This window comes from Mycoplana sp. BE70 (genome assembly GCF_031455855.1).
Taxonomy (GTDB): Bacteria; Pseudomonadota; Alphaproteobacteria; order Rhizobiales; family Rhizobiaceae; genus Mycoplana.
Genome location: NZ_JAVDTM010000002.1, coordinates 113,480 through 137,001, shown reverse-complemented (window position 1 = coordinate 137,001; position 23,522 = coordinate 113,480). Strand labels below are relative to the sequence as shown.

The following is a 23,522-nucleotide window of genomic DNA, read 5'->3' as shown; positions in this document are numbered from 1 at the left end:
AACATTTCAGGACTTGAACAATGGCTACTGAAATCCGCGTCCCGACCCTCGGTGAATCCGTCAGCGAAGCCACCGTTGGCACCTGGTTCAAGAAGGTCGGCGATGTCGTCAAGGCTGACGAACCGATCGTCGAGCTCGAAACCGACAAGGTGACCGTCGAAGTGCCGGCACCGGCCTCCGGCGTGCTTTCCGAGATCCTCGCCGCCAACGGCGAGACCGTCGGCCTCGGCGCGCTGCTCGGCCAGATCGCCGAAGGCGCTTCTGCCGGCGCTGCTGCGCCCGCCGCCAAGGCGGCCGAACCTGCCGCTGCCGCCCCGGTTGCGGCTGCTGCAGCCGCGTCCACCATGTCGCCGGCGCCGGCCGCCGCCAAGATGCTCGCTGAAAAGAATCTGTCGGCTGACCAGGTCGATGGTTCCGGCAAGCGCGGCCAGGTGCTGAAGGGCGACGTGATCACTGCCGTCGCCAAGGGCATTTCGGTTCCGTCCACGCCCGCCGAGCCGGTCAAGATCCAGGCGCGTGCCCCGTCGTCGGAAGCCGACGCGCCGCGCGAGGAACGCGTGAAGATGACGCGCCTGCGCCAGACGATCGCCCGGCGCCTGAAGGATGCGCAAAACACCGCCGCGATGCTGACCACCTACAATGAGGTGGACATGAAGGCGGTCATGGACCTGCGCAGCCGCTACAAGGACATCTTCGAGAAGAAGCACGGCGTCAAGCTCGGCTTCATGGGCTTCTTCACCAAGGCCGTCACCCACGCGCTGAAGGAACTGCCGGCCGTCAACGCCGAGATCGACGGCACGGACATCATCTACAAGAACTTCTGCCACGTCGGCGTCGCCGTCGGCACCGACAAGGGTCTTGTCGTCCCGGTCGTGCGCGATGCCGACCAGATGTCGATTGCCGAGATCGAGAAGGAAATCGGCCGCCTCGGCAAGGCAGCCCGTGATGGTCAGCTCTCCATGGCCGACATGCAGGGCGGCACCTTTACGATCTCGAACGGCGGCGTCTATGGCTCGCTGATGTCCTCGCCGATCCTGAACGCGCCGCAGTCGGGTATCCTCGGCATGCACAAGATCCAGGAGCGCCCGGTCGTCGTCGGCGGCCAGATCGTCATCCGCCCGATGATGTATCTCGCGCTTTCCTACGACCACCGGATCGTCGACGGCAAGGAAGCCGTCACCTTCCTCGTGCGCGTCAAGGAAAGCCTGGAAGATCCGGAGCGCCTGGTTCTGGATCTCTAAGGACGGATCACCATGGACGCAGCAGCGCTCGCCGCCTCACCCTTCGTCACGCTCGTGGCGTGGAGCGCGGCGCTGCTCGTCCTTCAGGTCGCGCTGCAAGGCTTTTTCTCAACGGTTGAGTTGGGCGCCGAGTGGAATGCGGGCCCGCGCGACGACGAGCGCGAGCCTTCCGGCGCGCTTGCCGGTCGCGCGGCCCGCGCCTCGGCGAACCTGCGCGAAACGTACCCGGCCTTCGTCGGCCTGGCACTTGCCCTTGCCGTTGCCGGGGACCCCTCGGGATGGGGCTTTCGCGGCGCTCTGATCTGGTTTGCCTGCCGCATCCTCTATCTGCCGCTCTATCTGGCGGGTATTGCCTATATCCGCTCACTGGTGTGGCTCGGCGCTCTTGTCGGGCTTTTCTGCATGTTCGCCGCCCTCGTCCTCTGATCGACGGAGACCTGAGATGCATACCTATCTGATCGAGCTTGCCTCCCTGATGGCGATCTTCTTCTTCGGGATCATCTCGCCCGGGGCGGACTTCGCCATGGTCTTGCGCCAGTCCATCGTCCACGGTCGCCGGTCGGCGGTCATCACGTCGTTCGGCATCGGCACCTCGCTGATGGTCCACGTCAGCTACACGATCCTTGGGCTGGGGCTGATCATTTCCCAGTCGATCTATCTCTTCAACATCGTCAAATGGTGTGGCGTCGCCTATCTCGTCTATATCGGCATCAAGGCGTTGCGCGCCGGCAAGACCGAAATTGACCCCGGGATGGGCACCGGCCTCACCCCCGCCAAGCGTCAGTCGGCGCCTAAGGCGTTCGGCCTCGGTTTCATGGCCAATGTGCTCAACCCCAAGGCCGTGTTCTTCTTCCTGTCGATCTTCTCGACCGTCGTCAACGCACACACGCCGATGGTGGTGAAATTCGGCTATGGGCTTGTCATGGCCGCCTCCCTGATCCTCTGGTTCGTCGGCGTCTCGTTGTTCATGACCACACCGAGGATGCGCGCCGCCTTCTCGCGCGCCAGCCAGTGGATCGACCGCATTAGCGGCGTCGTCTTCATTGGGCTCGGCATCAAGCTTGCAACGGAACGGGCGGTCTAACTCATGGTCACTCGATCCCTGCTGGTATCCACGGCGTTGTCGGCCTGCGTGGCGAATGCTGCTCTCGCGGAAGAGTGCAAGCAGGAACGGGCGGTCTACGCGGATCGCGACGGTGCCTATGAACTTGCCTTCGAGCCCGTCGGTTCGGAGGCTGCGGCCATCACGCATCGTTTCAAGGTGAAGGCCGTGAAGGGCGAGCTCGTGCTCGACGGTCACATCATGATGGGTGACGAGGTGGTCCGCTCGATCGGCATGGTCATGCACAACTGCCCGGAAGGGGACGTGACCGGCGAGGAGATTGCCGCCTGCACCGTTTGGCAGGGGATTGTCTATCCGCTGGACCAGGCCACCGGAATGCCGGCTGAACTGGTTCCGGCCGAAGGAGAAGATGCCGCACAACGCCTGCTGTTTGCCGGCATCGGCCCGGCATTGCGCTTTTCCAATGCCTGGGACGAAGGAAAGCTCTCCATCGCGCCGTGGGATGTCCTGACTTACAAGGGCTGCGCACAATGAGCGATCATCGCGTGCTTCTCGTCACCGGCGGAAGCCGGGGCATCGGCGCCAGCGTCTGTCGGCTTGCCGCGGCGGCCGGTTGGCAGGTTGCGGTCAACTATGCGTCGAATGCGGCCGCCGCGGACGCGGTCGTTGCCGAGATCCGTGCCGCCGGTGGCTCGGCAGTTGCGATCGAAGGCGATGTCGGTACCGAAGTGGGCCTCGCCTCGATCTTCGCAGCGGTGGACGCGACCTTCGCCCGCCTCGACGGCCTGGTCAACAATGCCGGCATCGTCGGCCATCCCGCCCGCGTCGACGAGATTTCCGTCGAGCGCCTCGACCGCATGTTCGCCGTCAATGTCATCGGCTCGATTCGCTGCGCGCAGGAAGCCGTGCGGCGTATGTCCACCCGCCACGGCGGCCGGGGCGGGGCCATCGTCAACGTCTCCTCCGTGGCGTCATTGCTTGGCTCTGCCGGGCAGTATGTCGACTACGCTGCCACCAAGGGCGCGATCGACAGCTTCACGATCGGGCTTGCGCGCGAAGTCGCCACCGAAGGCATTCGCGTCAATCTCGTGCGGCCCGGCATCATCGACACAGACATTCACGCATCGGGCGGGCTGCCGGACAGGGCGCGCGAGCTGGCTTCGACAATTCCGTTGCAACGTCCGGGTTCGCCCGATGAAGTTGCGCAATCGATTCTCTATCTGCTTTCAGACGCGGCCTCCTATGTGACGGGTGCCGCCCTCAACGTCAGCGGCGGCCGGTAGCCGTCGCCCTCAGGAAGGACATTTCATGGCATATGATCTCGTTGTTATCGGTTCGGGTCCTGGCGGTTACGTCTGCGCCATCAAGGCGGCGCAGCTCGGCCTGAAGGTCGCGGTCGTTGAAAAGCGCGCGACCTACGGCGGCACCTGCCTCAACGTCGGCTGCATCCCCTCCAAGGCGCTGCTGCATGCCTCCGAGATGTACAGCCACGCCGCCCACGGCATGGATGCGCTCGGCATCGAGGGCCTGGTACCGAAGCTGAACCTCGAGAAGATGATGGGCCACAAGGACGCGACGGTGAAGGCCAACGTCGACGGCGTCGCCTTCCTGTTCAAGAAGAACAAGATCGATGCCTTCCAGGGCACCGGCAAGGTGCTCGGCACGGGCAAGGTGGGCGTCGCCAACGACAAGGGCGAGGAGCAGGTTCTCGAAACGAAGGCGATCGTCATTGCCACTGGCTCGGATGTTGCCGGCATTCCGGGCGTTCCGGTCGACATCGATGAAAAGGTGATCGTTTCCTCCACGGGCGCGATCGCGCTCGACAAGGTGCCGCAGAACCTCGTCGTTGTCGGCGGCGGCGTGATCGGGCTCGAACTCGGTTCGGTCTGGCAGCGCCTCGGCGCCAAGGTCACCGTCGTCGAATACCTCGACACCATCCTCGGCGGCATGGACGGCGAGGTTTCCAAGCAATTCCAGCGCATGCTGGCCAAGCAGGGCATGGACATCAAGGTCGGCGCCAAGGTGACGGCTGTCGAAAAGTCTGCCACCGGCGCGAAGGTCACCTATGAGCCGGTCAAGGGCGGCGAGGCGACGACGATCGATGCCGACGTCGTGCTGATCGCCACCGGCCGCAAGCCCTACACTGACGGTCTCGGTCTTGCCGAGGCCGGCGTTGCGATGGACAAGCGCGGCTTCATCGAGATCGACGGCCACTTCCAGACGGCCGTTAAGGGCGTCTATGCGATCGGCGACGTCGTGCGCGGCCCGATGCTGGCGCACAAGGCCGAAGACGAAGGCGTCGCGATCGCCGAGATCCTCGCGGGCCAGGCCGGTCACGTGAACTATGACGTCATTCCGGGCGTCGTTTATACCCAGCCGGAAGTCGCCTCCGTCGGCAAGACCGAAGAAGAACTGAAGGCGGCAGGTGTTGCCTACAAGGTCGGCAAGTTCCCGTTCACCGCCAACGGCCGTGCCCGCGCCATGCTCGTCACCGACGGTTTCGTGAAGATCCTTACGGACAAGGAATCCGATCGCGTGCTCGGCGGCCACATCGTCGGCTTCGGCGCCGGCGAGATGATCCACGAGATCGCCGTCCTGATGGAGTTCGGCGGCTCGGCGGAAGACCTCGGCCGCACCTGCCATGCCCATCCGACCATGTCGGAAGCGGTGAAGGAAGCAGCACTCGCGGCCTTCTTCAAGCCGATTCACATGTGAAAACGCAAACGGCAGATTAAATTTTGTCCACCTTGGAAACCGCGGCTTGCCGAACAAGCCGCGGTTTTTATGTTCAGGATGTTGATAAAGCTAACATCTTGATAAAAGGCAAGAAAATGCAATCTGCAGCTGTTTTGTCCTATTCGGTGCCACAGCGTCTTGTTCACTGGCTGATGGCCGCCCTCATCCTTTTCAACCTCCTCTTTGCCGAGGACATGGAGAAGCTCTGGCGCGTGGTGCGCAACGGCGGAACCCCGTCCGCAGACCAGGTTTCGGCGGCCAATATCCACGCCTATGTCGGCATCGCCGTCCTCTGTCTCGCGGTCCTGCGGATCGCGCTGCGCCTGGCGCAGGGAGCACCAGATGCTCCGGCAGAGGAGCCGCCGCTTTTCAAGACGGCGGCCAAGGTCGTGCACGTGACGTTCTATCTGCTCTTTTTCGCCCTGCCGCTCAGCGGAATCGCCGCCTATTATTTCGGGATCGGCGGTGCGGCGCTGCCGCATGGGGGGCCGCTGAAACTGGCCATGTGGATCCTGATCGTCGTGCACGTCGCCGCGCTGTTCGTCCACCAGTTCCACTGGAAGACCGCGGTCGCGCAACGCATGACGAAGGGCTGACCTGGGGTAGTCCCAAACGGGGGGCGGCCGAGGTCTGCTACTTGCCGACTGCGGTCAGGGTAAAGCCTTTGTTCTGCAGCAATTCGATCACCCCCTGATTGCCCGGCAGGTGAAGCGCACCGACGGCGATGAAGATGTTGCCACCGGCCAGGATGGGGACTGCGCGCTCAGCCATGCGGTGGTTGCGGTCGACGATGATGCGCTGCTCGAAATCGGCATAGGCGTCGGCGTCGTCTTCGCCCTCCGGTACGGCCGCCCGCATCATCGGCATGATCATGCCGGTCTCGCCCGCCAGGTAGAGTTGGCTCATGGTCTCGATGACATCGTCGATGCCGTCGCCGAGCTCGACGGTCTGGACGAGGCCGGCCAGCTGCGGCTCGATCGGCAGCGCGTCAAGAGCCGTGATCTGTTCGAGCAGCGTTTCCAGCCCCTTGAGGGTCTTGCCTTTGGCAACGGCCTCCTTTGCCAGCTTTTGGTCAAGGAAAGCCGCACCGGCCTGCTTGCGCGCCATTTCGCAGGCCGGCAGCGCCACAAAACTCGCGATCATCCAGGGCTTCATCCGCGAGACGGCGGCGAGCGACAGGCCTCGCGCCTTCAGCCCCGCGGCAAGGATTGTCGCGTCCTTCTCGCCGAGCAGGCCGGTGATCGTGCGCCCGTCCGTAAACATCGTCAGGTCCGGTCGCGCAAGCAGGGCGGTGCTCGCTTTGCGCTCGTCGGCGATCTCGTCGGATTCGACGACGACCGTCCCGGCATTCTCGTAGGCGGCGCTTGCGCCGTCCGGCATGGCGAGCACGCGCGGGTCGGTCACGTGCATGGTGCCGAGCAGGTAGGACGGGGCGATACCCGCTTTCTCGATTTTCCAGAAGATGCCTTCGCCGTTTGGCGTCGCTTTTGCTTCCGCAACCAGCTTGTCATAGGCCGCCGGGTCGCTTGCTTGCATCCTCGCCAGCAGGTTCTCCCCGCCGCAGGCCGGCTCCTCGGCGGCACTTGCCGGGGAAAGCGACAGCAGGACGGAAAAGAACAGCACGGCGGCGAGGACGTGCAGCGTCGCCACGAGCCAGAGGGCCGTGTCCGCCAGGCGATCGAGGATATGGTCCCGTGCCGGTTGAAGGAAACGATTCATCAGCTTTCGGCTCCCAACGATTTCAGCCTGAAACTAGCGGCGGAGCCCTCACAATCCCTTAACGGGACCACTTGTGGCAGGTCGGCGCGGCGATTGCGTGGCAATTCTGCACCGGACGAGCTGAGCGTCGATTGATCTCAGGCGCGCGGATGCGCCCTGTCGTAGATTTCGAGCAGCCTGGTCGAATCGACCCCGGTATAGACTTGGGTGGTCGAAAGGCTGGCGTGGCCGAGCAGTTCCTGGATCGTGCGCAGGTCGCCGCCGCCGGCGAGCAGATGCGTGGCGAAGGAGTGGCGGAGCGCATGGGGCGTGGCGCTGTCCGGCAGGCCGAGGGCGCTGCGCATTTTCTGCATCTCGCGTTGAATGATGGCCGCCAGCAAAGGGCCGCCGCGAGCGCCACGAAAAAGCGGCTGGTCGTTGGCGAGCGGGTAGGGACAGAGGCGGACGTAATCCTCGACACCGGTGCGGGCGGCCGTGAGCAGCGGCACGATGCGGGTCTTGCCGCCCTTGCCAGTGATGCGCAGCGAATTCGTGCCAGCGGCGAAGTCGTCCGGCGTAAGCGACAGGGCTTCAGAGATGCGCAGCCCGCAACCGTAGAGGAGCGTCAGCACGGCGGCGTTGCGCACGCTGACCCAGGGCTCCTCGGCCAGCTGCGCGCCGGCATCGACAACGGAGAGCGCCTGCTGGTCGGTCAGCGGCTTGGGCAGTGATTTTGGCTGCTTCGGCGAACGAATCGCTGCCGCACCCGCCGCATTGGCGAGGCCCTTACGCTCGAGATGGCGCAGGAAGGAACGCAAGCCGGCCAGGCCCCGCCCCAGTGTGCGGGCGCCGACCCCGTCACGCCGCCGGGCCGCCAGAAAGCCGCGCAGGTCGGCGGGTCGCAAGTTGTCTATGTCCTTCAGGCGGGCCGGAGCGGCGAGGTGGCCCGTCAGGAAGGCAAGGAACTGGCGCGTGTCGCGTTCATAGGCGTCCAGCGTATTGTCGGAAAGACGGCGCTCTTGCGCAAGTGAGGCGAGCCAGGCCATGCGCTCGTCCAGCAGGGGCTGGTCGGCAATGATGAGCAGTTGATCCATCGATATCCAATCCGTGTCGCCCCATCCTGCGGCTGCGCGGTTAGGGATTTGCTAACATTGACTTCGCAACTGTCACGATTAGATCATATGGAACTGCGATATCGGGCTGTACTCGGCAGGGAATCCCATGGAAAGGCGCGATTCAGCAACGGCGTTCGCCCACTTCGCAGAGACCCTGGCGCTGGTGTCGCAGGGACAGCCCGGCCATATCGTCGACACGCTGATCGCCGAGCGCGGCACGCGGATTGTCCTCCACCCGCTTTGGCCTGTTTTGCGGCCCCTTCTCTACACGGTGCTCAACTATCGCCGGGCGATCGAGTTCGCGGGCGCCGTGGCCAACCTGTCTGGCTTCCAGGCCTTTGAATTCCTGAGTGCGTCATTGATGCTGGACGTCGCGGTCCGCCATCCGGACCGCATCCCCGAGCGGGGCGGATTTCTGCTTGTCAGCAACCACCCAACCGGGATTGCCGACGGCATCGCCATGTTCGACCTGATGAAGACGCGGCGTCCGGACATGATGTTCTTCGCCAATCGCGACGCCATCCGCGTCAATCCGCGGTTCGCCGAGATGATCATCCCGGTCGAATGGCGCGAGGAGCACAAGAGCAAACTCAAGACGCGCGAGACGCTCCACCTCACCAACCGGGCATTTGCCGAGGGAAAGGCCGCCATTCTCTTTCCCTCCGGCCGCATCGCCTATTGGGGCGACGGTCGATTGAACGAGCGGCCGTGGAAGATCTCGGCGGTTTCGCTTGCGCGCAGGTACGACCTGCCGATCCTGCCGGTGCACATGTCGGCGCGCAATTCCGGTCTGTTCTACTGGCTTGCCAAATGGTCCACCGAGTTGCGCGACATGACCGTCTTCCACGAGCTCCTGAACAAGAAGGGCAACCGGTTCGAGTTCACGATCGGCAATTTGATCCAGCCGGACGAATTGGCGGGCGACCCGATGGAAGTGACCAAGGCCTTGGAGCGTCACAGCGTTTTCTCGCTGGCACAGGATCCGGACGCGGTGTTCCCGCGCGCCTGAGGACGCATTAATCCTTTTCTCTGGCGCGTGGAATCGCTTAGGTAAGGCCATGTTGCTGCGCTCCATGCTTGCCGAAAACTACCGCTCGCTCCGGTCGATCCGCATGGATCTCGGCCAGGTGAACCTGTTTGTCGGCGAGAACGGTACGGGAAAATCGAACCTTTACCGCTCGCTGCAGCTCGTGCAGGCCGCCGTCAGGGGCACGCTTGCAGAGGAGATCGCCGCCGAAGGCGGCATGGCCTCGGCGCTGTGGACCGGCCGCAGGCGCCCGAACGAGCCGATCCGCATCCGGCTTGAGGCGGAACTCCTCGATGAGGAGCGGGCGATCACCTTCCGCTACCGCATCGAGGCGGGGCTGCGCCCGCCGGCCGCGGCGGGCTTTGCCTTCGAGCCGCAGATCAAGACGGAGGAGCTGGCGATCGAAACCGGCAGCCGGCCGGTGACGATGCTGAAGCGTGCCGGCCCCGGCATCATGGTGCGCAACGAAGCGGGGCGGATGGAAGAATATCCGGAACAGGCGCTGACCTCGGAAACGGCGCTGGCCCTTCTCGGCGACGCCGGCCATTACCCAGAAATCGGCACCTTCCGCCGCGCCGTCATGCAGTGGCGTTTTTACCACGGCTTCCGCACGGACCGCGAATCGCCGCTGCGCCAGCCCTGCCTTGCCGTCACCGCGCCAATGCTGGACGAGGGCGGCGGTAATTTGGCGGCGGTGTTTGCGACGCTCGCCCATACCCGGCAGGACAGCGTCGACTTAGACCGGGCGATCGCCGAAGCTTTCGAGGGCGCAAGCCTCTCGGTGCCCGAGCCGGGCGAGTTCGCCTCCTTCGGGCTGGTGTTTCCGCAGTTTCCCCAGCGCACCTTCCAGCCGCGCGAACTCTCCGACGGCCAGATCCGCTTTCTCGCGCTGGCAGCCGCACTGCTCTCCTATCGAAGCCCGCCGCTCGTCGCGCTGAACGAGCCGGAAGCGAGTCTGCATCCCTCCATGCTACCGGCGCTCGCCACCATGATTTCCAGCGCGGCAGGCTCGAGCCAGGTCTGGCTCGTCACCCATTCCGAGCTGCTGGCGCGCGAGGTGGAGCAGCGCTGCGGCATTCGGGCAAAGCGCGTGATCCGCAACGAGGGCGCCACCTGGATCGAGGGCATGCGGCTGAGCGGCGAGATCGCGGAGGAGGACGCGTGAGCAGCCTTGGCGTCCGCATGGAATTGTCGCCCCCGTCGCTGCGTGGGAACGTGGCCGCATGAACCGCCTGTCCGACGACCTGTTCGGCGGGCCGCCGACGCCGCACCCCGTATCGGTGACCGTGCCGGTGCTTGTGCCGATGCCGGCGCCGCGCCCCTACTCCTATGCCGTGCCGGAGGGCATGGCGGTGGAGCCGGGCTCGATCGTGCAGGTTCCGCTGGGATCGCGCCTCGTCTTCGGCGTCGTCTGGGACCGGGAGAGCGACAACACGGTCGATCCGAAGAAGCTGAGGCCGATCGAGAAGGTGTTCGACTGCCCGCCCCTGACGAAGGAAATGCGCGTCTTCATCGACTGGGTTTCCGCCTACACGTTGACGCCGCCGGGGCTGGTGGCGCGGATGGCGCTGCGCGCGCCGGCCGCCTTCGACCCCGAGCCGATGATCGAGGGCCTGCGCTTCACCGGGGTCCGGCCGGAACGCATGACGACGGCGCGCGAGCGGGTGCTGGCGCTGGCTGAGGAAGGCTTCCCCTGGACCCGCTCCGGCCTCGCGCACGCAGCTGGCGCTTCCTCGAGCGTGATCGACGGCCTCACGGCCCAGGGCAGCTTTGAAACGGTCTTCCTTCCGCCGCCGCCTGTGGTGGCCAGACCCGACCCGGACTATGTCGCGCCACGGCTGGAGGGACCGCAGACGGATGCGGCGGCCGATCTCGTCGAGCAGGTGTGCGCAGGCCGTTTCAGTGTGGGGCTGATCGACGGCATCACCGGCTCGGGCAAGACGGAGGTCTATTTCGAGGCGATCGCGGAAACGTTGCGGCGGGGTCGGCAGGTGCTGATCCTGCTGCCGGAAATCGCACTGACGGCAAGTTTCCTCGAACGCTTCCAGGATCGGTTCGGCTCGAAGCCGGCCGAGTGGCATTCCGATCTGGCCCCCCGAACCCGCGAAAAGGTCTGGCGGCAGGTGGCGACGGGCGAGGTGCGTGTCGTCGCCGGTGCCCGCTCGGCATTGTTCCTGCCATTCGAGAACCTCGGCCTTGTCATCGTCGACGAGGAGCACGACCCGGCCTACAAGCAGGAAGACCGCGTCTTCTACAATGCCCGCGACATGGCGGTGGTGCGCGCCCGTATCGGCGATTTTCCGGCCGTCCTCGTCTCGGCGACGCCGTCGGTCGAAAGCCGGGTCAACGCCGATCATGGCCGTTACCAGGCCTTGCACCTGCCGACGCGCTTTGGCGAGGCGGCACTGCCGGACCTGCACCTTGTCGACCTGCGCCGCCATCCGCCGCAGCGCGGCGGGTTTCTCTCGCCCGTCATGCTGCGGGCAATCGGCAAGACGGTCGAGCGCGGAGAGCAGGCACTGCTCTTTCTCAATCGTCGCGGCTATGCGCCGCTGACGCTCTGCCGCGTCTGCGGCCACCGTTTTCAGTGCCCGCAATGTTCGAGCTGGCTGGTGGAGCACCGGTTTCGCGGGCAGATCCAGTGCCACCATTGCGGCTATGCCGAACGCACGCCGGAAGCCTGTCCGGAATGCGGTACCTTCGATCACCTGGCCGCCTGCGGTCCCGGCGTGGAACGCATCGCCGAGGAAGTCGAAAAACATTTCCCGGAGGCTCGCACGATCGTGCTCTCCTCCGACCTGATGGGGGTCAAGCGGCTGCGCCTCGAACTCGAGGCGATTGCCAAGGGCGAGGCGGACATCGTGATCGGCACGCAACTCGTGGCGAAGGGGCACAATTTCCCGCTGATGACGCTGGTCGGCATCGTCGACGCGGATCTCGGCCTGTCGAACGGCGATCCGCGTGCGGCCGAGCGCACCTTCCAACTCCTGTCGCAGGTGACGGGCCGGGCGGGCCGGACGGGTCTGAAAAGCCACGGCCTGATTCAGACCTATCAGCCGCTGCATCCTGTCATGCAGGCGATCGTGTCCGGCGATGCGCGCGACTTCTACGAACGCGAGATCGGCGAGCGGGAGAAGGCGATGCTGCCTCCCTTCGGCCGCCTCGCTTCCGTCATCGTTTCCGCCGACAGCCGCGCGGACGCCGAAGGGCACGCGCGCGGCTTGCGGCAGGCGGCGCCCGCCGTTTCCGGCATCGCCGTCCTTGGTCCCGCCGAGGCGCCGCTGGCGCTGATCCGCGGCCGCCATCGCTTCCGCCTGCTCGTGCACGGCCAGCGCTCCAGCGACATGCAGGCCTTTCTGAGCGCGATGCTGGCCAACGGACCGAAAGAGCGCGGTTCGATCCTCGTACAGGTCGATATTGACCCGCAGAGTTTCCTCTGAGCGCATTACGCCGGTTATCGATGGTGTCACAATGTCGCAGCCAGGCGGGACGCGTCCGAAGCTGTCGGCCAGCGCTCGGTCATATGGTTCTGCGGGTTGGGCTCGCATTGCGGCCAATCGTCGTGCATAACCAGTTGGTTCGGATTCCTCGTGCCGCAGGTTTGTGCAATAAGTCCACCAGACCAAGGGCAAGCGCCGGAGAGCGTTCATGGAATTCTATGTTCCGACAGAAACTGGGGAATTTCTCGCATTTTGCGGCGCGCTCGCCGCGCTTCTGTTCGGTCTTGTCGGCCTGTTCGCGCCGCGATCGAGCCTGAAGTTCAACGGCCTTCAGTTGCGCGACGGAACGGCGGAGGGATATGCCGCTGCTCGATCTCTCGGCGGTTTTCACGCCGGACTGGCTCTCTCCGCCGTGATGGTTGCGCAGGATTGGGCCTACCTCGCGGTCGGCTCGGCCTTTGCGCTGGCCGCCTTCGGGCGTGTGCTCTCGATGATGTCGGACGCCTCGTTCAGCATGAAGAACCTTGCTCTGCTTGTGGCGCAACTGGTGCTCGCCGCCTTGCCGCTCGCCTACGTTTTCGGCCTTGTCTGAGAAGGATTTTCTCCCTCGCGGCGCGGAATCAGCAGCAGCGGATTCAATTTTGCCAAAATTCGGGACAAGGCTTCTCCACATATCACGGATTCCTGCGCCTCGGCGTGTTGCGAGTCTGAAGTTCCTATGCTAGACGAACCGCGAATTTCAGAAAGAGCGGGCGTCCAGCCTTGTGAGAACTGAAAACAATCGCAACGAATTCAGGGTTTTGAGTTTACGGCCAGTCCGCAAGCTGCCGCTCTGAATGAAAATAAGAGAAGCTTGTGCCCGTGGCAGACACATCCCAGCTTATTTCCGGTGTTGCAGAAAGGTATGCGTCGTCGCTTTTCGAGCTCGCGCTCGAGGCCGGAAACGTCGAAGGGGTTGGTTCTGACCTGAACCGCTTCCAGGCGATGATCGATGCAAGCGACGACCTGAAGCGCCTGATCCAGAGCCCGGTATTCTCCGCCGAAGAGCAGACGAAGGCCATTGCGGCAATCGTCGAGAAGGCTGGCTTCACGGGCCTCGTCGCAAACTTTCTGAAGGTCGTGGCCTCCAATCGCCGGCTTTTCGCCGTGCCGGGCATGGTCAGGGCTTTCCGCGTCATTGCGGCGCGCCATCGCGGTGAGATCACCGCTGACGTAACCTCCGCGCACGTCCTTTCGGCGGCGCAGGAGACCGAATTGAAGGCGGCGCTCAAGGGCGTCACCGGCAAAGACGTGGCGATCGCCGTCACCGTCGACCCGTCTATCCTCGGTGGCCTGATCGTCAAGGTCGGTTCCCGCCAGATCGACACTTCCCTTCGCACCAAACTCTCTACCCTTAAGCTTGCACTGAAAGAGGTCGGCTGATGGATATCCGCGCCGCGGAAATCTCCGCAATTCTCAAAGATCAGATCAAAAACTTCGGCAAAGAGGCGGAAGTCTCGGAAGTCGGCCAGGTGCTCTCCGTCGGTGACGGTATCGCCCGCGTCTACGGCCTCGACAACGTCCAGGCCGGCGAAATGGTCGAATTCCCGGGTGGAATTCGCGGCATGGCGCTGAACCTGGAAAGCGACAACGTCGGTGTCGTTATCTTCGGTTCGGACCGTGACATTAAGGAAGGCGACACCGTCAAGCGGACTGGCGCCATCGTGGACGTCCCGGTTGGCCCGGAACTGCTCGGCCGCGTCGTCGACGCGCTCGGCAACCCGATCGACGGCAAGGGCCCGATCAACGCCAAGCAGCGCGCCCGCGTTGACGTCAAGGCTCCGGGCATCATTCCGCGCAAGTCGGTGCATGAGCCGATGTCGACCGGCCTCAAGGCCATCGACGCCCTCATCCCGGTCGGCCGCGGCCAGCGCGAGCTCGTCATCGGCGACCGCCAGACCGGCAAGACCGCCATCATCCTCGACACGTTCCTGAACCAGAAGCCGATCCACGACAACGGCCCGGAGCAGGACAAGCTGTATTGCGTCTATGTCGCCATCGGCCAGAAGCGTTCGACGGTTGCACAGTTCGTGAAGGTTCTCGAAGAGCGGGGCGCACTGCCCTACTCGATCATCGTTGCCGCGACCGCTTCCGATCCGGCCCCGATGCAGTACCTTGCGCCGTTCGCCGGCGCTGCCATGGGTGAGTACTTCCGCGATAACGGCAAGCACGCGCTCATCGGCTACGACGACCTTTCCAAGCAGGCCGTTGCCTACCGTCAGATGTCGCTACTGCTGCGCCGCCCGCCGGGCCGCGAAGCCTATCCGGGCGACGTTTTCTACCTGCACTCCCGCCTGCTCGAGCGCGCTGCAAAGCTGAACGACGACAACGGCGCCGGCTCGCTGACGGCTCTGCCGGTCATCGAAACGCAGGGTAACGACGTTTCGGCGTTCATTCCGACCAACGTGATCTCGATCACCGACGGCCAGATCTTCCTTGAAACGGACCTGTTCTACCAGGGTATCCGCCCGGCCGTTAACGTCGGTCTGTCGGTTTCCCGCGTCGGCTCGTCCGCACAGATCAAGGCGATGAAGCAGGTTGCCGGCTCGATCAAGGGCGAACTCGCCCAGTATCGCGAAATGGCCGCCTTCGCCCAGTTCGGTTCGGACCTGGACGCTGCGACCCAGCGCCTGCTGAACCGCGGTGCGCGCCTGACCGAACTCCTGAAGCAGCCGCAGTTCTCGCCGTTGAAGACGGAAGAGCAGGTCGCGGTGATCTTCGCCGGCGTCAACGGCTACCTCGACAAGCTGCCGGTCAACGAGGTCGGCAAGTTCGAGCAGGGTCTGCTTTCGTACATGCGTACGGAAGGCAAGGGCATCCTCGAAACGATCCGTACGGAGAAGGCCATCAGCGACGACACCAAGGGCAAGCTCAAGGCTGCTCTTGACGCCTTCGCCAAGACTTTCGCCTGAACGGGCTTTATTCTAGGACGGACAACGGATGCCTTCACTTAAGGATCTGAAAAACCGGATCGCCTCCGTCAAGGCGACGCAGAAGATCACCAAGGCGATGAAAATGGTCGCCGCGGCGAAGCTTCGGCGTGCGCAGGAGGCGGCCGAGGCCGCTCGGCCCTATTCGCAGCGCATGAGTGCTGTTCTTGCCAACATCGCGCAAGCGGTCGGCCAGGACGACGCGGCACCACGCCTGATGACGGGCACCGGCAAGGACGACGTGCACCTGCTCGTCGTCTGCACCGCCGAACGCGGCCTCTGCGGCGGTTTCAACTCGCAGATCGCTCGTCTCGCTCGCGACCACACGCGCAAGCTCCTTGCCAACGGCAAGACGGTCAAGATCATCTGCGTCGGCAAGAAGGGCTTCGATATCCTGCGTCGCGAATATGCGTCGCTGATCATCGACCGCGTCGATCTTCGTGAAGTCAAGAAGATCGGCTTCGCCAACGCCGATGACATCGGCCGCAAGGTGATCGGGCTGTTCGACAAGGGCGAGTTCGACGTCTGCACGCTGTTCTACTCGGAGTTCAAGTCGGTCATCGCGCAGATCCCGACGGCTCAGCAGCTGATCCCGGCTTCGGCTGGCGAGGCAACCGAGCAGTCCGACGCGATTTACGACTACGAACCCGATGCGGCCGCGATCCTCGGTGATCTCATTCCGCGCAACATTTCCGTCCAGATCTTCCGGGCCCTGCTCGAGAACGTTGCCGGCGAGATGGGTGCGAAGATGAGCGCCATGGACAACGCGACACGCAATGCCGGTGAGATGATCAACAAGCTGACGCTCAGCTTCAACCGCCAGCGTCAGGCTCAGATCACCAAGGAACTCATCGAAATCATCTCGGGCGCTGAAGCGCTCTAAGGACCAGGACAAAGAGGGTAAGGATCATGGCTAAGGCAGCTACCCCGAAAGAAACCGCAGCGGAGAAGAAGCCCGCTGCCCCGCGCAAGACGGCAGCCGCCAAGGCCGCATCGACCTCCGTTTCCGCCGCTGGCGCAAACGGCCGCGTGACCCAGGTCATTGGCGCCGTCGTCGACGTCGCCTTCGACGGTCACCTGCCGCTCATCCTGAACGCGCTGGAAACCGACAACAACGGCAACCGCCTTGTTCTCGAAGTCGCCCAGCACCTCGGTGAGAACACCGTTCGCACGATCGCCATGGACTCGACCGAAGGTCTCGTTCGCGGTCAGCCGGTCTCCGACACGGGTGCTCCGATCTCGGTTCCGGTCGGCGACGAGACGCTCGGCCGCATCATGAACGTCATCGGCGAGCCGGTTGACGAAGCCGGTCCGCTGAAGACCAAGGCGAAGCGCGCCATCCACCAGGACGCTCCGGCCTATGTCGAGCAGTCGACGGAAGCCCAGATCCTCGTCACCGGCATCAAGGTCGTCGACCTGCTGGCGCCTTACGCGAAGGGCGGCAAGATCGGCCTGTTCGGCGGTGCCGGCGTTGGCAAGACGGTTCTCATCATGGAACTGATCAACAACGTCGCAAAGGCGCACGGCGGCTACTCGGTATTCGCCGGCGTTGGCGAGCGTACCCGCGAAGGCAACGACCTTTACCACGAAATGATCGAGTCCGGCGTTAACAAGCTGGGCGGCGGCGAAGGCTCCAAGGCAGCCCTCGTTTACGGTCAGATGAACGAGCCGCCGGGTGCCCGCGCACGCGTTGCTCTCACCGGTCTGACGATCGCTGAAGACTTCCGCGACAAGGGCCAGGACGTTCTGTTCTTCGTCGACAACATCTTCCGCTTCACCCAGGCAGGCTCGGAAGTGTCCGCTCTGCTCGGCCGTATTCCTTCGGCCGTGGGCTACCAGCCGACGCTTGCCACCGACATGGGCCAGATGCAGGAACGCATCACCACGACGACCAAGGGCTCGATCACCTCGGTTCAGGCCATCTACGTTCCGGCCGACGACTTGACCGACCCGGCGCCTGCAACCTCGTTCGCCCACCTGGACGCAACGACCGTTCTGTCGCGTTCGATCGCCGAAAAGGGTATCTACCCGGCCGTTGACCCGCTCGACTCCACCTCGCGTATGCTCGACCCGATGATCGTCGGCGAAGAGCACTACGAAGTGTCGCGGAAGGTGCAGACGACCCTGCAGCGCTACAAGTCGCTTCAGGACATCATCGCCATCCTCGGCATGGACGAACTGTCCGAAGAGGACAAGCTGACGGTTGCCCGCGCCCGCAAGATCGAGCGCTTCCTGTCGCAGCCGTTCTTCGTGGCTGAAGTCTTCACCGGTTCGCCGGGCAAGCTCGTCGCGCTCGAAGACACGATCAAGGGCTTCAAGGGCCTGGTCGCCGGCGAGTACGATCACCTGCCGGAAGCAGCCTTCTACATGGTCGGCTCCATCGAGGAAGCCGTCGAGAAGGCGAAGAAGCTGGCTGCTGAAGCCGCTTAATGCCGAATGTCTCGGGCGCCCGCTTGCCGGGCGCCTGTTTCTGACCTGATGAAATCAGAAGAAGTGAATGGTCATGGCCGACAGTTTCAACTTTGAACTCGTTTCTCCGGAGCGGCTGCTTCTTTCCGACAGCGTGGAAGCCGTCGTGCTGCCGGCGACGGAAGGCGAAATGACCGTCATGGCCAACCATGCGCCAACCATGACGACCATTCAGCCGGGCGTCGTCACCGTGAAGTTCGCAAACGGCAAGACCGATCGCTTCGTCGTCTTTGGCGGCTTTGCCGATATCCTGCCCTCCGGCTGCACGCTGCTGGCGGAATCGGCGGTCCACGTCGATGAGATCAGCCGTGACGATATCCTCAAGCGCGTCGAGGTTGCCCGTTCCGAGCTCGAGGCCGCGTTGAACGACGAGCACCGCGCCAACATCGAGCGCTACATTGCGCAACTGGGCACGGTGCAGGGAACGGTCCTGCCAGCCTGAAACCGCTAGGCGATCAGATATCAAGCCCCGCGACAGCGGGGCTTTTTTGTTGTCCAAGGTCTGCCGGTATGGCGAAGAAGCGCTTAACTACAACGGCAGATTGGTGGCATTCGGCAGACTAATTGCTTTGAAACGGAGCAGTTTGCTGTTTCTATGCGCCAACCGCGCTGGCTGCGGCGCGCCGGCTCCATTCGTGCTTCGCTGGATTTAGATCAATGTCCGACAAAATCATTCCCATCATCATGGCGGGCGGCAAGGGAACGCGACTGTGGCCTTTGTCGCGCGCGCAGGCGCCGAAACAGTTCCTCGAACTGCTGGGCGGCAGGACGCTGTTCCAACGCACGCTGGAGCGGGTCTCCGACAGTGAGCGCTACGAAGCGCCGATCGTGCTGACCAATGCGGAGTTCCGCTTCCTGGTGGCAGAACAAGCGCGCCTGATCGATCATCAATTGGCGAAGATCCTGCTCGAACCGGTGGCGAGGAACACCGCTCCGGCTTTGGCGGTCGCTGCCTTGGTTGTCGAACGGGAGCACGGTGAAGGCGCCGTCATGCAGGTGCTGGCCTCTGATCACGAGATTGCTGCCGACGAGGTTTATTTCGATTGTGTCGCAAGGGCGCGCGACGCCGCACAGGCGGGACGGCTCGTCACGTTCGGGATCACGCCCGTGGAGCCTGCGACGGGTTACGGCTATATCGAGGCCGGCGAGGAGCTCGGTGGCGGTGCCTTTGCCGTCAAGCGCTTCATCGAAAAACCGAACCGGGAGAAGGCCGAGGCGCTTCTCGCGGCCGGCCATCTCTGGAATTCGGGCATGTTCATGCTGCCGGTAGGGCCGTTCCTGAAGGAACTGCGCCGCTTGGCGCCTGGCGTTCTCGATGCGGCGAGCCGGTCGCTGGTTGCTGCACAACACGACCTTGATTTCGAGAGGCTCGACCCAGAAGCCTTCGCGACGGCTCCGGACATTTCCATCGACTATGCCGTCTTCGAGAAGACGCCGATCGCTGCCGTCGTGCCGTCGCCGATAGAGTGGTCGGATCTGGGGAGTTGGGATTCGGTCTGGAAGCTGGGCACCCGCGATGAGCAGGGTAATGTCGCCGAGGGGCGTGCGACCTTGCTCGAAACGCACAATTCGCTTGTCCTTTCCAAAGACATCCATGTCGCCGTCCAGGGTCTTTCCGACGTGGCTGTCATTGCCAGCGAGGATGCTGTCTATGTTGGCCGCATGGAGGACAGCCAGAACGTCGGCAAACTGGTCAAGTATCTTGCCTCGATGGAAGAGACGGCGGCACTGACCGAGACACACCGCACGTCCTATCGACCGTGGGGAGGCTACACTTCGGTGCTCAATGGAGAACGCTTCCAGGTCAAGCGGCTGTTCGTCAACCCCGGAAAACGGCTTTCGCTGCAGAAGCACCACCATCGCTCCGAGCACTGGATCGTCGTGCGCGGTACGGCTGAAGTGACCATCGGGGACCGCACCGTCCCGCTGCGAGAAAATGAATCGATCTATATCCCCCAGGGCGAGGTTCACCGTCTCTCCAACCCCGGAAAGATCCTGCTCGAACTCATCGAGGTGCAGACGGGATCGTATCTCGGAGAGGACGACATCATTCGCATTGAGGACGAATTCGGTCGGCAGTAGCGTTTGCGCCAGGCCGGCCGCACTGCATCAGAGCAGACGCGCGCCTGCCGCATCGATTTTCAGGACCGTCAGGCGGCCGGTGGCGAAGCAGCCGGTGTCGATGCCGATGCGGCCGCGTGCAAATTCTGGATTGCTGCAAGGCGTGTGACCGTGCACCACGATTTGCGGCGGCTCCGATCCGGCGATGAGGAAGGGCTCGCGGATCCACAGCAGATCCTCGTCCTCCTGTGCTTCCAGGGGGATCCCTGGCCGCAGGCCGGCGTGAACAAAGACATAGTTCCCGACTGTCAGCAGGACCGGCAGTCCGGCCAGGAACATGATGTGTCGTGCCGGGATGATCCGTCGCAACCAGGCGGAAAGTGCCTCCGTATCGAGTTCCCGCCAGCGGACGTCGTCGAGGCTGATCCCATAGGAGGCGAGGGTCGCTTCGCCGCCAAAATTGGGGCCAAGCCAGTATCCCCACGCGACGGGGTCCCGAATGAATTGCAGGAAGATATCGTCGTGGTTGCCACAAAGAGTAACCCGCGTCAGGCCGTCGTGATGTTCCCGAGTGAGATGGTCCAGTACCGATGCTGCGGCCGGGCCCCGATCGACATAGTCGCCGAGATAGACGACCAGGGCCTCGTTTCCGGCGGATCGCAGGTCAACCCTGATGCGGGCTTCGGCCTCGAGCACCTCCCGATAGCAGCCATGCACGTCGCCGATCGCGTAGATGCTGGGGAGCGGGCCGTCCAGTCGCAAACGTCTCCGGCCTCGGCGACGACCGCGGGGGGAAACAATCTCGACAATTCTGTCCAACAGCTGTTCCATTGTCGCGTAAGGATAGGAGCAGATCCTGAATCTGCGCATATTCCTCGGCAGAAATCGAATCCGAATTTCCGGCCGCATGTCGGTGCCAAGCCCCGGACTCAGCGGTTCTCGAGAGGCTTCTCCGGCATCGGAAGCCACTTTTCGCGATTGAAGTAATCCGGCAGGTAGCTGTCCTTCGGTCGGGTTCGGTCCGGCGTGATGATGAAGTTGTAACGCGGCGTTTCTCCAAATTCCTTCTTCAGCTGGATCCGGTTGCCGAACACGACAACATCGAATTCCCTCAGGTTCCGGATGCTGTCGACGATCTCGGGCGCATCCTTCCAGCGCACTTCGTCGAGAAAGACCTCCACGGCGGCAATGGCGGCATCGGTGAGCTCGGCCCGGTCGTCTTCGTTCTCCAGATTCAGCTTGATGCGGAACGAGCTAAGGCGTGCGGAATCACTGCCGCGGATGGAAAGATAGGCGGAACTGGCCGGTCCGCTTGTGCCCTCCTGGACGGGAAACTCGCGATAGGAGGTGCATTCCCAGCTGCCCTTTGCCAGTCCTTCCTTCCAGCCGGCGTTGAGAAAACCGCTGCGCTCGAGCGCTGCACAAAGGTCTTTCGGGTCGCGGCGTATCTGTCGCCTGAACTTCGTTTCCATGGGAACGAGGTCGGAAACAAGCCTCTCGGGGATCTCGACCTTGGGGCGTGGAATGCGCTTGCCGCGGATCTCGTGGGAAAGGGGTTCCCGGGCGGCAGACTGGTTCTGGACCGGGGCATAGCCTAAGCGATCGAGCAGGCGGTTCAGGTTGCGGTAGTCGTTGGCAAGCAGGACGGTGGCGGCGATTGCGGAAAGAATGCCCAGCGTCAGCAGCGCAAACAGGGTCTTGCCGGATCTGCCTTTCCTCTGGTCCGCCATGCTGTATGGATGCCGTCGCTGCCCGATCGCTGCGAATTCCACCAGTCCGGTTCGAGCCGGGCCGGCCGGTGGTGCCGGATCCGCCGGTTGTGTCGGTGATAGGGCAGAACGCTTCTGGCGGCAAGTGCAACGAGGCGGCTGCCCGGACTTGCAGGCGTGGACAGCGCCGCAACAGAAACCGCCCGGAAGGTGTCCTCCGGGCGGCGTGTTCTGGGCTCAGGTCCGCTTGGGCCCGACCGCGTTCAACCTACTGCTCCCAGCTCTTGACGAGCTCGTCGTAGTTGACTGTCTGCGGCTGTTCCTTCTCGTTCTCGATCTTGAGCTGCGGCGCGAGGTTGCCCTTGGCGACCGCATCCTTGTTCCAGTATTCGAGATCATGCTCCTCGGCGAGCTTCGGGCCGATGTCGCCCTGGACGCCGGCGCGTTCCAGGCGGCTCAGCACCTGTTCCTGCTCGGCGCAAAGCGAGTCCATCGCCTCCTGCGCGGTCTTCGCACCCGAGGACGCATCGCCGATCGCCTGCCACCACAGCTGGGCCAGCTTCGGATAGTCCGGGATGTTCGTACCGGTCGGCGACCACTGGACGCGGGCCGGCGAACGGTAGAACTCGATCAACCCGCCGAGCTTCGGAGCGCGGTCCGTGAAGCTCTGGTGCTGGACGGTGCTTTCGCGCGTCAGCGTCAGGCCGACGTGGCTCTTCTTGACGTCGACCGTCTTGGAGGTGACGAACTGCGCATAGAGCCAGGCCGCCTTGGCACGGTCGTCAGGTGTCGACTTGAGCAACGTCCAGGACCCCACGTCCTGATAGCCGAGCTTCATGCCGTCCTTCCAGTAGACGCCATGGGGCGAGGGGGCGAAGCGCCACTTCGGCGTGCCGTCCGCGTTGACGACCGGCAGACCATCCTTCACGAAGTCGGCGGTGAACGCCGTGTACGTGAACATCTGCTGAGCAACTTCACCCTGCGAGGGAACCGGGCCGGATTCCGAGAAGGTCATGCCCTGGGCAGCTGCCGGTGCATAGGCCTTCATCCAGTCGAGGTACTTCTGGATTGCGTAGACCGAGGCGGGGCCGTTGGTGTCGCCGCCACGGGCGACGCACGAGCCGACCGGACGCGACTTCTCGTCGACCTTGATGCCCCATTCGTCGACCGGAAGACCGTTCGGCAAGCCCTTGTCGCCGTTGCCGGCCATCGACAGCCAGGCATCGGTGAAGCGCCAGCCAAGCGAGGGGTCCTTCTTGCCGTAGTCCATGTGACCATAGACCTTCTTGCCGTCGATCTCGCGGCCGGTGAAGAACTCGGCGATATCCTCGTAGGCCGACCAATTGACCGGAACGCCGAGATCGTAGCCATACTTCGCCTTGAAGTCGGCCTTGTTCTTCTCGTCGTTGAACCAGTCGTAGCGGAACCAGTAAAGGTTCGCGAACTGCTGGTCGGGCAGCTGGTAGAGGTCGCCGTCCGGAGCCGTCGTGAACTTCAGGCCGATGAAATCGTCGAGGTCGAGGTTCGGGTTGGTGACGTCCTTGCCCTCGTTCGCCATCCATTTCGTCAGCGACCGGGCCTGCTGGTAGCGCCAATGCGTGCCGATCAGGTCGGAGTCGTTGATGTAGGCGTCGTAGATGTTCTCGCCCGACTGCATCTGCGTCTGCAGCTTCTCGACCACGTCGCCTTCGCCGATCAGGTCGTGCGTCAGCTTGATGCCGGTGATTTCCGAGAACGCCTTGGCCAGAACCTTGGATTCGTATTCGTGCGTGGTGATCGTTTCGGAAACGACCTTGATGTCCATGCCGGCAAACGGCTTGGCGGCATCGATGAACCACTGCATTTCAGCTTCCTGAGCGGTCCGGTCGAGCGTCGACATGTCGCCGATTTCCGCATCAAGGAACTTCTTCGCCTCGTCCATACCTGCAAATGCGGTGCCCGTTAGGGCCAGCAACAGGGTTGCCGTAGTCGTCAGAAGGTGCCTTCGCATCATT

22 protein-coding genes are annotated in these 23,522 nt (G+C 63.5%); 17 read left to right on the top strand and 5 right to left on the bottom strand.

Annotation, left to right across the window (positions count from 1 at the left end):
- Positions 1-20: 20 nt before the first annotated feature.
- From odhB to J2Y48_RS04000, 7 genes are all read left to right on the top strand, one after another.
- Positions 21-1,241: a 2-oxoglutarate dehydrogenase complex dihydrolipoyllysine-residue succinyltransferase gene (gene odhB, locus J2Y48_RS04030; RefSeq protein ID WP_310413097.1), complete on the top strand. Its 1,221-nt coding sequence runs from the start codon at positions 21-23 to the stop codon at positions 1,239-1,241.
- A 12-nt stretch (positions 1,242-1,253) separates the two neighbouring features.
- On the top strand, positions 1,254-1,667 hold the full coding sequence (locus tag J2Y48_RS04025; RefSeq protein WP_310413094.1) for an MAPEG family protein: 414 nt from the start codon (positions 1,254-1,256) through the stop codon (positions 1,665-1,667).
- A gap of 16 nt (positions 1,668-1,683) precedes the next feature.
- The gene (locus J2Y48_RS04020; RefSeq protein WP_310413091.1) at positions 1,684-2,325 is read left to right on the top strand and encodes a LysE family translocator; all 642 of its coding nucleotides are present in this window, start codon (positions 1,684-1,686) and stop codon (positions 2,323-2,325) included.
- 3 nt (positions 2,326-2,328) lie between these two features.
- Positions 2,329-2,838 (top strand): hypothetical protein, encoded by a 510-nt coding sequence (locus J2Y48_RS04015; RefSeq protein WP_310413089.1) that lies wholly within the window; start codon positions 2,329-2,331, stop codon positions 2,836-2,838.
- On the top strand, positions 2,835-3,587 hold the full coding sequence (locus J2Y48_RS04010) for an SDR family oxidoreductase (protein ID WP_310413086.1): 753 nt from the start codon (positions 2,835-2,837) through the stop codon (positions 3,585-3,587). Before J2Y48_RS04015 ends, J2Y48_RS04010 begins: the two co-directional genes overlap by 4 nt.
- A 25-nt stretch (positions 3,588-3,612) precedes the next feature.
- On the top strand, positions 3,613-5,019 hold the full coding sequence (gene lpdA, locus J2Y48_RS04005) for a dihydrolipoyl dehydrogenase (RefSeq protein WP_310413082.1): 1,407 nt from the start codon (positions 3,613-3,615) through the stop codon (positions 5,017-5,019).
- Positions 5,020-5,135: 116 nt separating this feature from the next.
- Entirely contained in the window at positions 5,136-5,636 is a 501-nt protein-coding gene (locus J2Y48_RS04000) for a cytochrome b/b6 domain-containing protein (RefSeq protein ID WP_310414279.1), read from the top strand.
- 37 nt (positions 5,637-5,673) lie between these two features.
- Here the strand turns inward: J2Y48_RS04000 and J2Y48_RS03995 are convergent, their stop codons facing one another.
- Both J2Y48_RS03995 and J2Y48_RS03990 read right to left on the bottom strand, forming a co-directional pair.
- Positions 5,674-6,759, bottom strand: coding sequence for a TraB/GumN family protein (locus J2Y48_RS03995; protein WP_310413079.1), 1,086 nt, complete (start codon positions 6,757-6,759; stop codon positions 5,674-5,676).
- A 137-nt stretch (positions 6,760-6,896) separates the two neighbouring features.
- Positions 6,897-7,832: a tyrosine recombinase XerC gene (locus J2Y48_RS03990; RefSeq protein ID WP_310413077.1), complete on the bottom strand. Its 936-nt coding sequence runs from the start codon at positions 7,830-7,832 to the stop codon at positions 6,897-6,899.
- Between the two features lie 127 nt (positions 7,833-7,959).
- Between J2Y48_RS03990 and J2Y48_RS03985 the strand changes: the two genes are divergently transcribed.
- The 10 genes from J2Y48_RS03985 (at position 7,960) to J2Y48_RS03940 (ending at position 19,840) form a co-directional block, all read left to right on the top strand.
- Positions 7,960-8,862, top strand: coding sequence for a 1-acyl-sn-glycerol-3-phosphate acyltransferase (locus tag J2Y48_RS03985; protein WP_310413073.1), 903 nt, complete (start codon positions 7,960-7,962; stop codon positions 8,860-8,862).
- 49 nt (positions 8,863-8,911) lie between these two features.
- The gene (locus J2Y48_RS03980; RefSeq protein WP_310413070.1) at positions 8,912-10,045 is read left to right on the top strand and encodes an AAA family ATPase; all 1,134 of its coding nucleotides are present in this window, start codon (positions 8,912-8,914) and stop codon (positions 10,043-10,045) included.
- Positions 10,046-10,103: 58 nt separating this feature from the next.
- A complete protein-coding gene (locus J2Y48_RS03975; protein WP_310413065.1) occupies positions 10,104-12,320 on the top strand; it encodes a primosomal protein N' in 2,217 nt (738 codons plus the stop codon).
- A 208-nt stretch (positions 12,321-12,528) separates the two neighbouring features.
- Positions 12,529-12,912 carry a DUF4345 family protein gene (locus tag J2Y48_RS03970; RefSeq protein WP_310413063.1) on the top strand — a complete coding sequence of 128 codons (384 nt, stop codon included), beginning with the start codon at positions 12,529-12,531 and terminating at the stop codon, positions 12,910-12,912.
- A 263-nt stretch (positions 12,913-13,175) separates the two neighbouring features.
- Positions 13,176-13,742, top strand: a complete 567-nt coding sequence (locus J2Y48_RS03965; RefSeq protein ID WP_310413061.1) for a F0F1 ATP synthase subunit delta — start codon at positions 13,176-13,178, stop codon at positions 13,740-13,742.
- On the top strand, positions 13,742-15,271 hold the full coding sequence (gene atpA, locus J2Y48_RS03960; protein WP_310413058.1) for a F0F1 ATP synthase subunit alpha: 1,530 nt from the start codon (positions 13,742-13,744) through the stop codon (positions 15,269-15,271). Before J2Y48_RS03965 ends, atpA begins: the two co-directional genes overlap by 1 nt.
- 28 nt (positions 15,272-15,299) lie before the next feature.
- The gene (locus J2Y48_RS03955; RefSeq protein ID WP_310413055.1) at positions 15,300-16,172 is read left to right on the top strand and encodes a F0F1 ATP synthase subunit gamma; all 873 of its coding nucleotides are present in this window, start codon (positions 15,300-15,302) and stop codon (positions 16,170-16,172) included.
- Positions 16,173-16,198: 26 nt separating this feature from the next.
- On the top strand, positions 16,199-17,719 hold the full coding sequence (gene atpD / locus J2Y48_RS03950; RefSeq protein WP_310413052.1) for a F0F1 ATP synthase subunit beta: 1,521 nt from the start codon (positions 16,199-16,201) through the stop codon (positions 17,717-17,719).
- Positions 17,720-17,792: 73 nt separating this feature from the next.
- A complete protein-coding gene (locus tag J2Y48_RS03945) occupies positions 17,793-18,200 on the top strand; it encodes a F0F1 ATP synthase subunit epsilon (protein ID WP_310413049.1) in 408 nt (135 codons plus the stop codon).
- A gap of 215 nt (positions 18,201-18,415) precedes the next feature.
- Positions 18,416-19,840: a mannose-1-phosphate guanylyltransferase/mannose-6-phosphate isomerase gene (locus J2Y48_RS03940; protein WP_310413046.1), complete on the top strand. Its 1,425-nt coding sequence runs from the start codon at positions 18,416-18,418 to the stop codon at positions 19,838-19,840.
- A 27-nt stretch (positions 19,841-19,867) separates the two neighbouring features.
- Here the strand turns inward: J2Y48_RS03940 and J2Y48_RS03935 are convergent, their stop codons facing one another.
- The 3 genes from J2Y48_RS03935 to J2Y48_RS03925 form a co-directional block, all read right to left on the bottom strand.
- Positions 19,868-20,581, bottom strand: coding sequence for a metallophosphoesterase (locus J2Y48_RS03935; RefSeq protein ID WP_310413043.1), 714 nt, complete (start codon positions 20,579-20,581; stop codon positions 19,868-19,870).
- A 167-nt stretch (positions 20,582-20,748) separates the two neighbouring features.
- Positions 20,749-21,549: a DUF6030 family protein gene (locus J2Y48_RS03930; protein WP_310413040.1), complete on the bottom strand. Its 801-nt coding sequence runs from the start codon at positions 21,547-21,549 to the stop codon at positions 20,749-20,751.
- A 247-nt stretch (positions 21,550-21,796) separates the two neighbouring features.
- Positions 21,797-23,518 carry an ABC transporter substrate-binding protein gene (locus J2Y48_RS03925; protein ID WP_310413037.1) on the bottom strand — a complete coding sequence of 574 codons (1,722 nt, stop codon included), beginning with the start codon at positions 23,516-23,518 and terminating at the stop codon, positions 21,797-21,799.
- Between the last annotated feature and the right edge of the window lie 4 nt (positions 23,519-23,522).

What these genes read in the sequence shown, in the direction of transcription:
- J2Y48_RS04025 (WP_310413094.1), top strand. Translation starts at nt 1,254, where the DNA reads ATGGACGCAGCAGCGCTCGCCGCCTCACCCTTCGTCACGCTCGTGGCG.
- J2Y48_RS03930 (WP_310413040.1), bottom strand. Translation starts at nt 21,549, where the DNA reads ATGGCGGACCAGAGGAAAGGCAGATCCGGCAAGACCCTGTTTGCGCTG.
- J2Y48_RS03995 (WP_310413079.1), bottom strand. Translation starts at nt 6,759, where the DNA reads ATGAATCGTTTCCTTCAACCGGCACGGGACCATATCCTCGATCGCCTG.
- J2Y48_RS04000 (WP_310414279.1), top strand. Translation starts at nt 5,136, where the DNA reads ATGCAATCTGCAGCTGTTTTGTCCTATTCGGTGCCACAGCGTCTTGTT.
- atpD (WP_310413052.1), top strand. Translation starts at nt 16,199, where the DNA reads ATGGCTAAGGCAGCTACCCCGAAAGAAACCGCAGCGGAGAAGAAGCCC.
- J2Y48_RS03975 (WP_310413065.1), top strand. Translation starts at nt 10,104, where the DNA reads ATGAACCGCCTGTCCGACGACCTGTTCGGCGGGCCGCCGACGCCGCAC.
- J2Y48_RS04010 (WP_310413086.1), top strand. Translation starts at nt 2,835, where the DNA reads ATGAGCGATCATCGCGTGCTTCTCGTCACCGGCGGAAGCCGGGGCATC.
- atpA (WP_310413058.1), top strand. Translation starts at nt 13,742, where the DNA reads ATGGATATCCGCGCCGCGGAAATCTCCGCAATTCTCAAAGATCAGATC.
- J2Y48_RS03945 (WP_310413049.1), top strand. Translation starts at nt 17,793, where the DNA reads ATGGCCGACAGTTTCAACTTTGAACTCGTTTCTCCGGAGCGGCTGCTT.
- lpdA (WP_310413082.1), top strand. Translation starts at nt 3,613, where the DNA reads ATGGCATATGATCTCGTTGTTATCGGTTCGGGTCCTGGCGGTTACGTC.
- J2Y48_RS04015 (WP_310413089.1), top strand. Translation starts at nt 2,329, where the DNA reads ATGGTCACTCGATCCCTGCTGGTATCCACGGCGTTGTCGGCCTGCGTG.
- J2Y48_RS03990 (WP_310413077.1), bottom strand. Translation starts at nt 7,832, where the DNA reads ATGGATCAACTGCTCATCATTGCCGACCAGCCCCTGCTGGACGAGCGC.
- J2Y48_RS03980 (WP_310413070.1), top strand. Translation starts at nt 8,912, where the DNA reads ATGTTGCTGCGCTCCATGCTTGCCGAAAACTACCGCTCGCTCCGGTCG.
- J2Y48_RS03940 (WP_310413046.1), top strand. Translation starts at nt 18,416, where the DNA reads ATGTCCGACAAAATCATTCCCATCATCATGGCGGGCGGCAAGGGAACG.
- J2Y48_RS03925 (WP_310413037.1), bottom strand. Translation starts at nt 23,518, where the DNA reads ATGCGAAGGCACCTTCTGACGACTACGGCAACCCTGTTGCTGGCCCTA.
- odhB (WP_310413097.1), top strand. Translation starts at nt 21, where the DNA reads ATGGCTACTGAAATCCGCGTCCCGACCCTCGGTGAATCCGTCAGCGAA.
- J2Y48_RS03970 (WP_310413063.1), top strand. Translation starts at nt 12,529, where the DNA reads ATGGAATTCTATGTTCCGACAGAAACTGGGGAATTTCTCGCATTTTGC.
- J2Y48_RS03985 (WP_310413073.1), top strand. Translation starts at nt 7,960, where the DNA reads ATGGAAAGGCGCGATTCAGCAACGGCGTTCGCCCACTTCGCAGAGACC.
- J2Y48_RS04020 (WP_310413091.1), top strand. Translation starts at nt 1,684, where the DNA reads ATGCATACCTATCTGATCGAGCTTGCCTCCCTGATGGCGATCTTCTTC.
- J2Y48_RS03955 (WP_310413055.1), top strand. Translation starts at nt 15,300, where the DNA reads ATGCCTTCACTTAAGGATCTGAAAAACCGGATCGCCTCCGTCAAGGCG.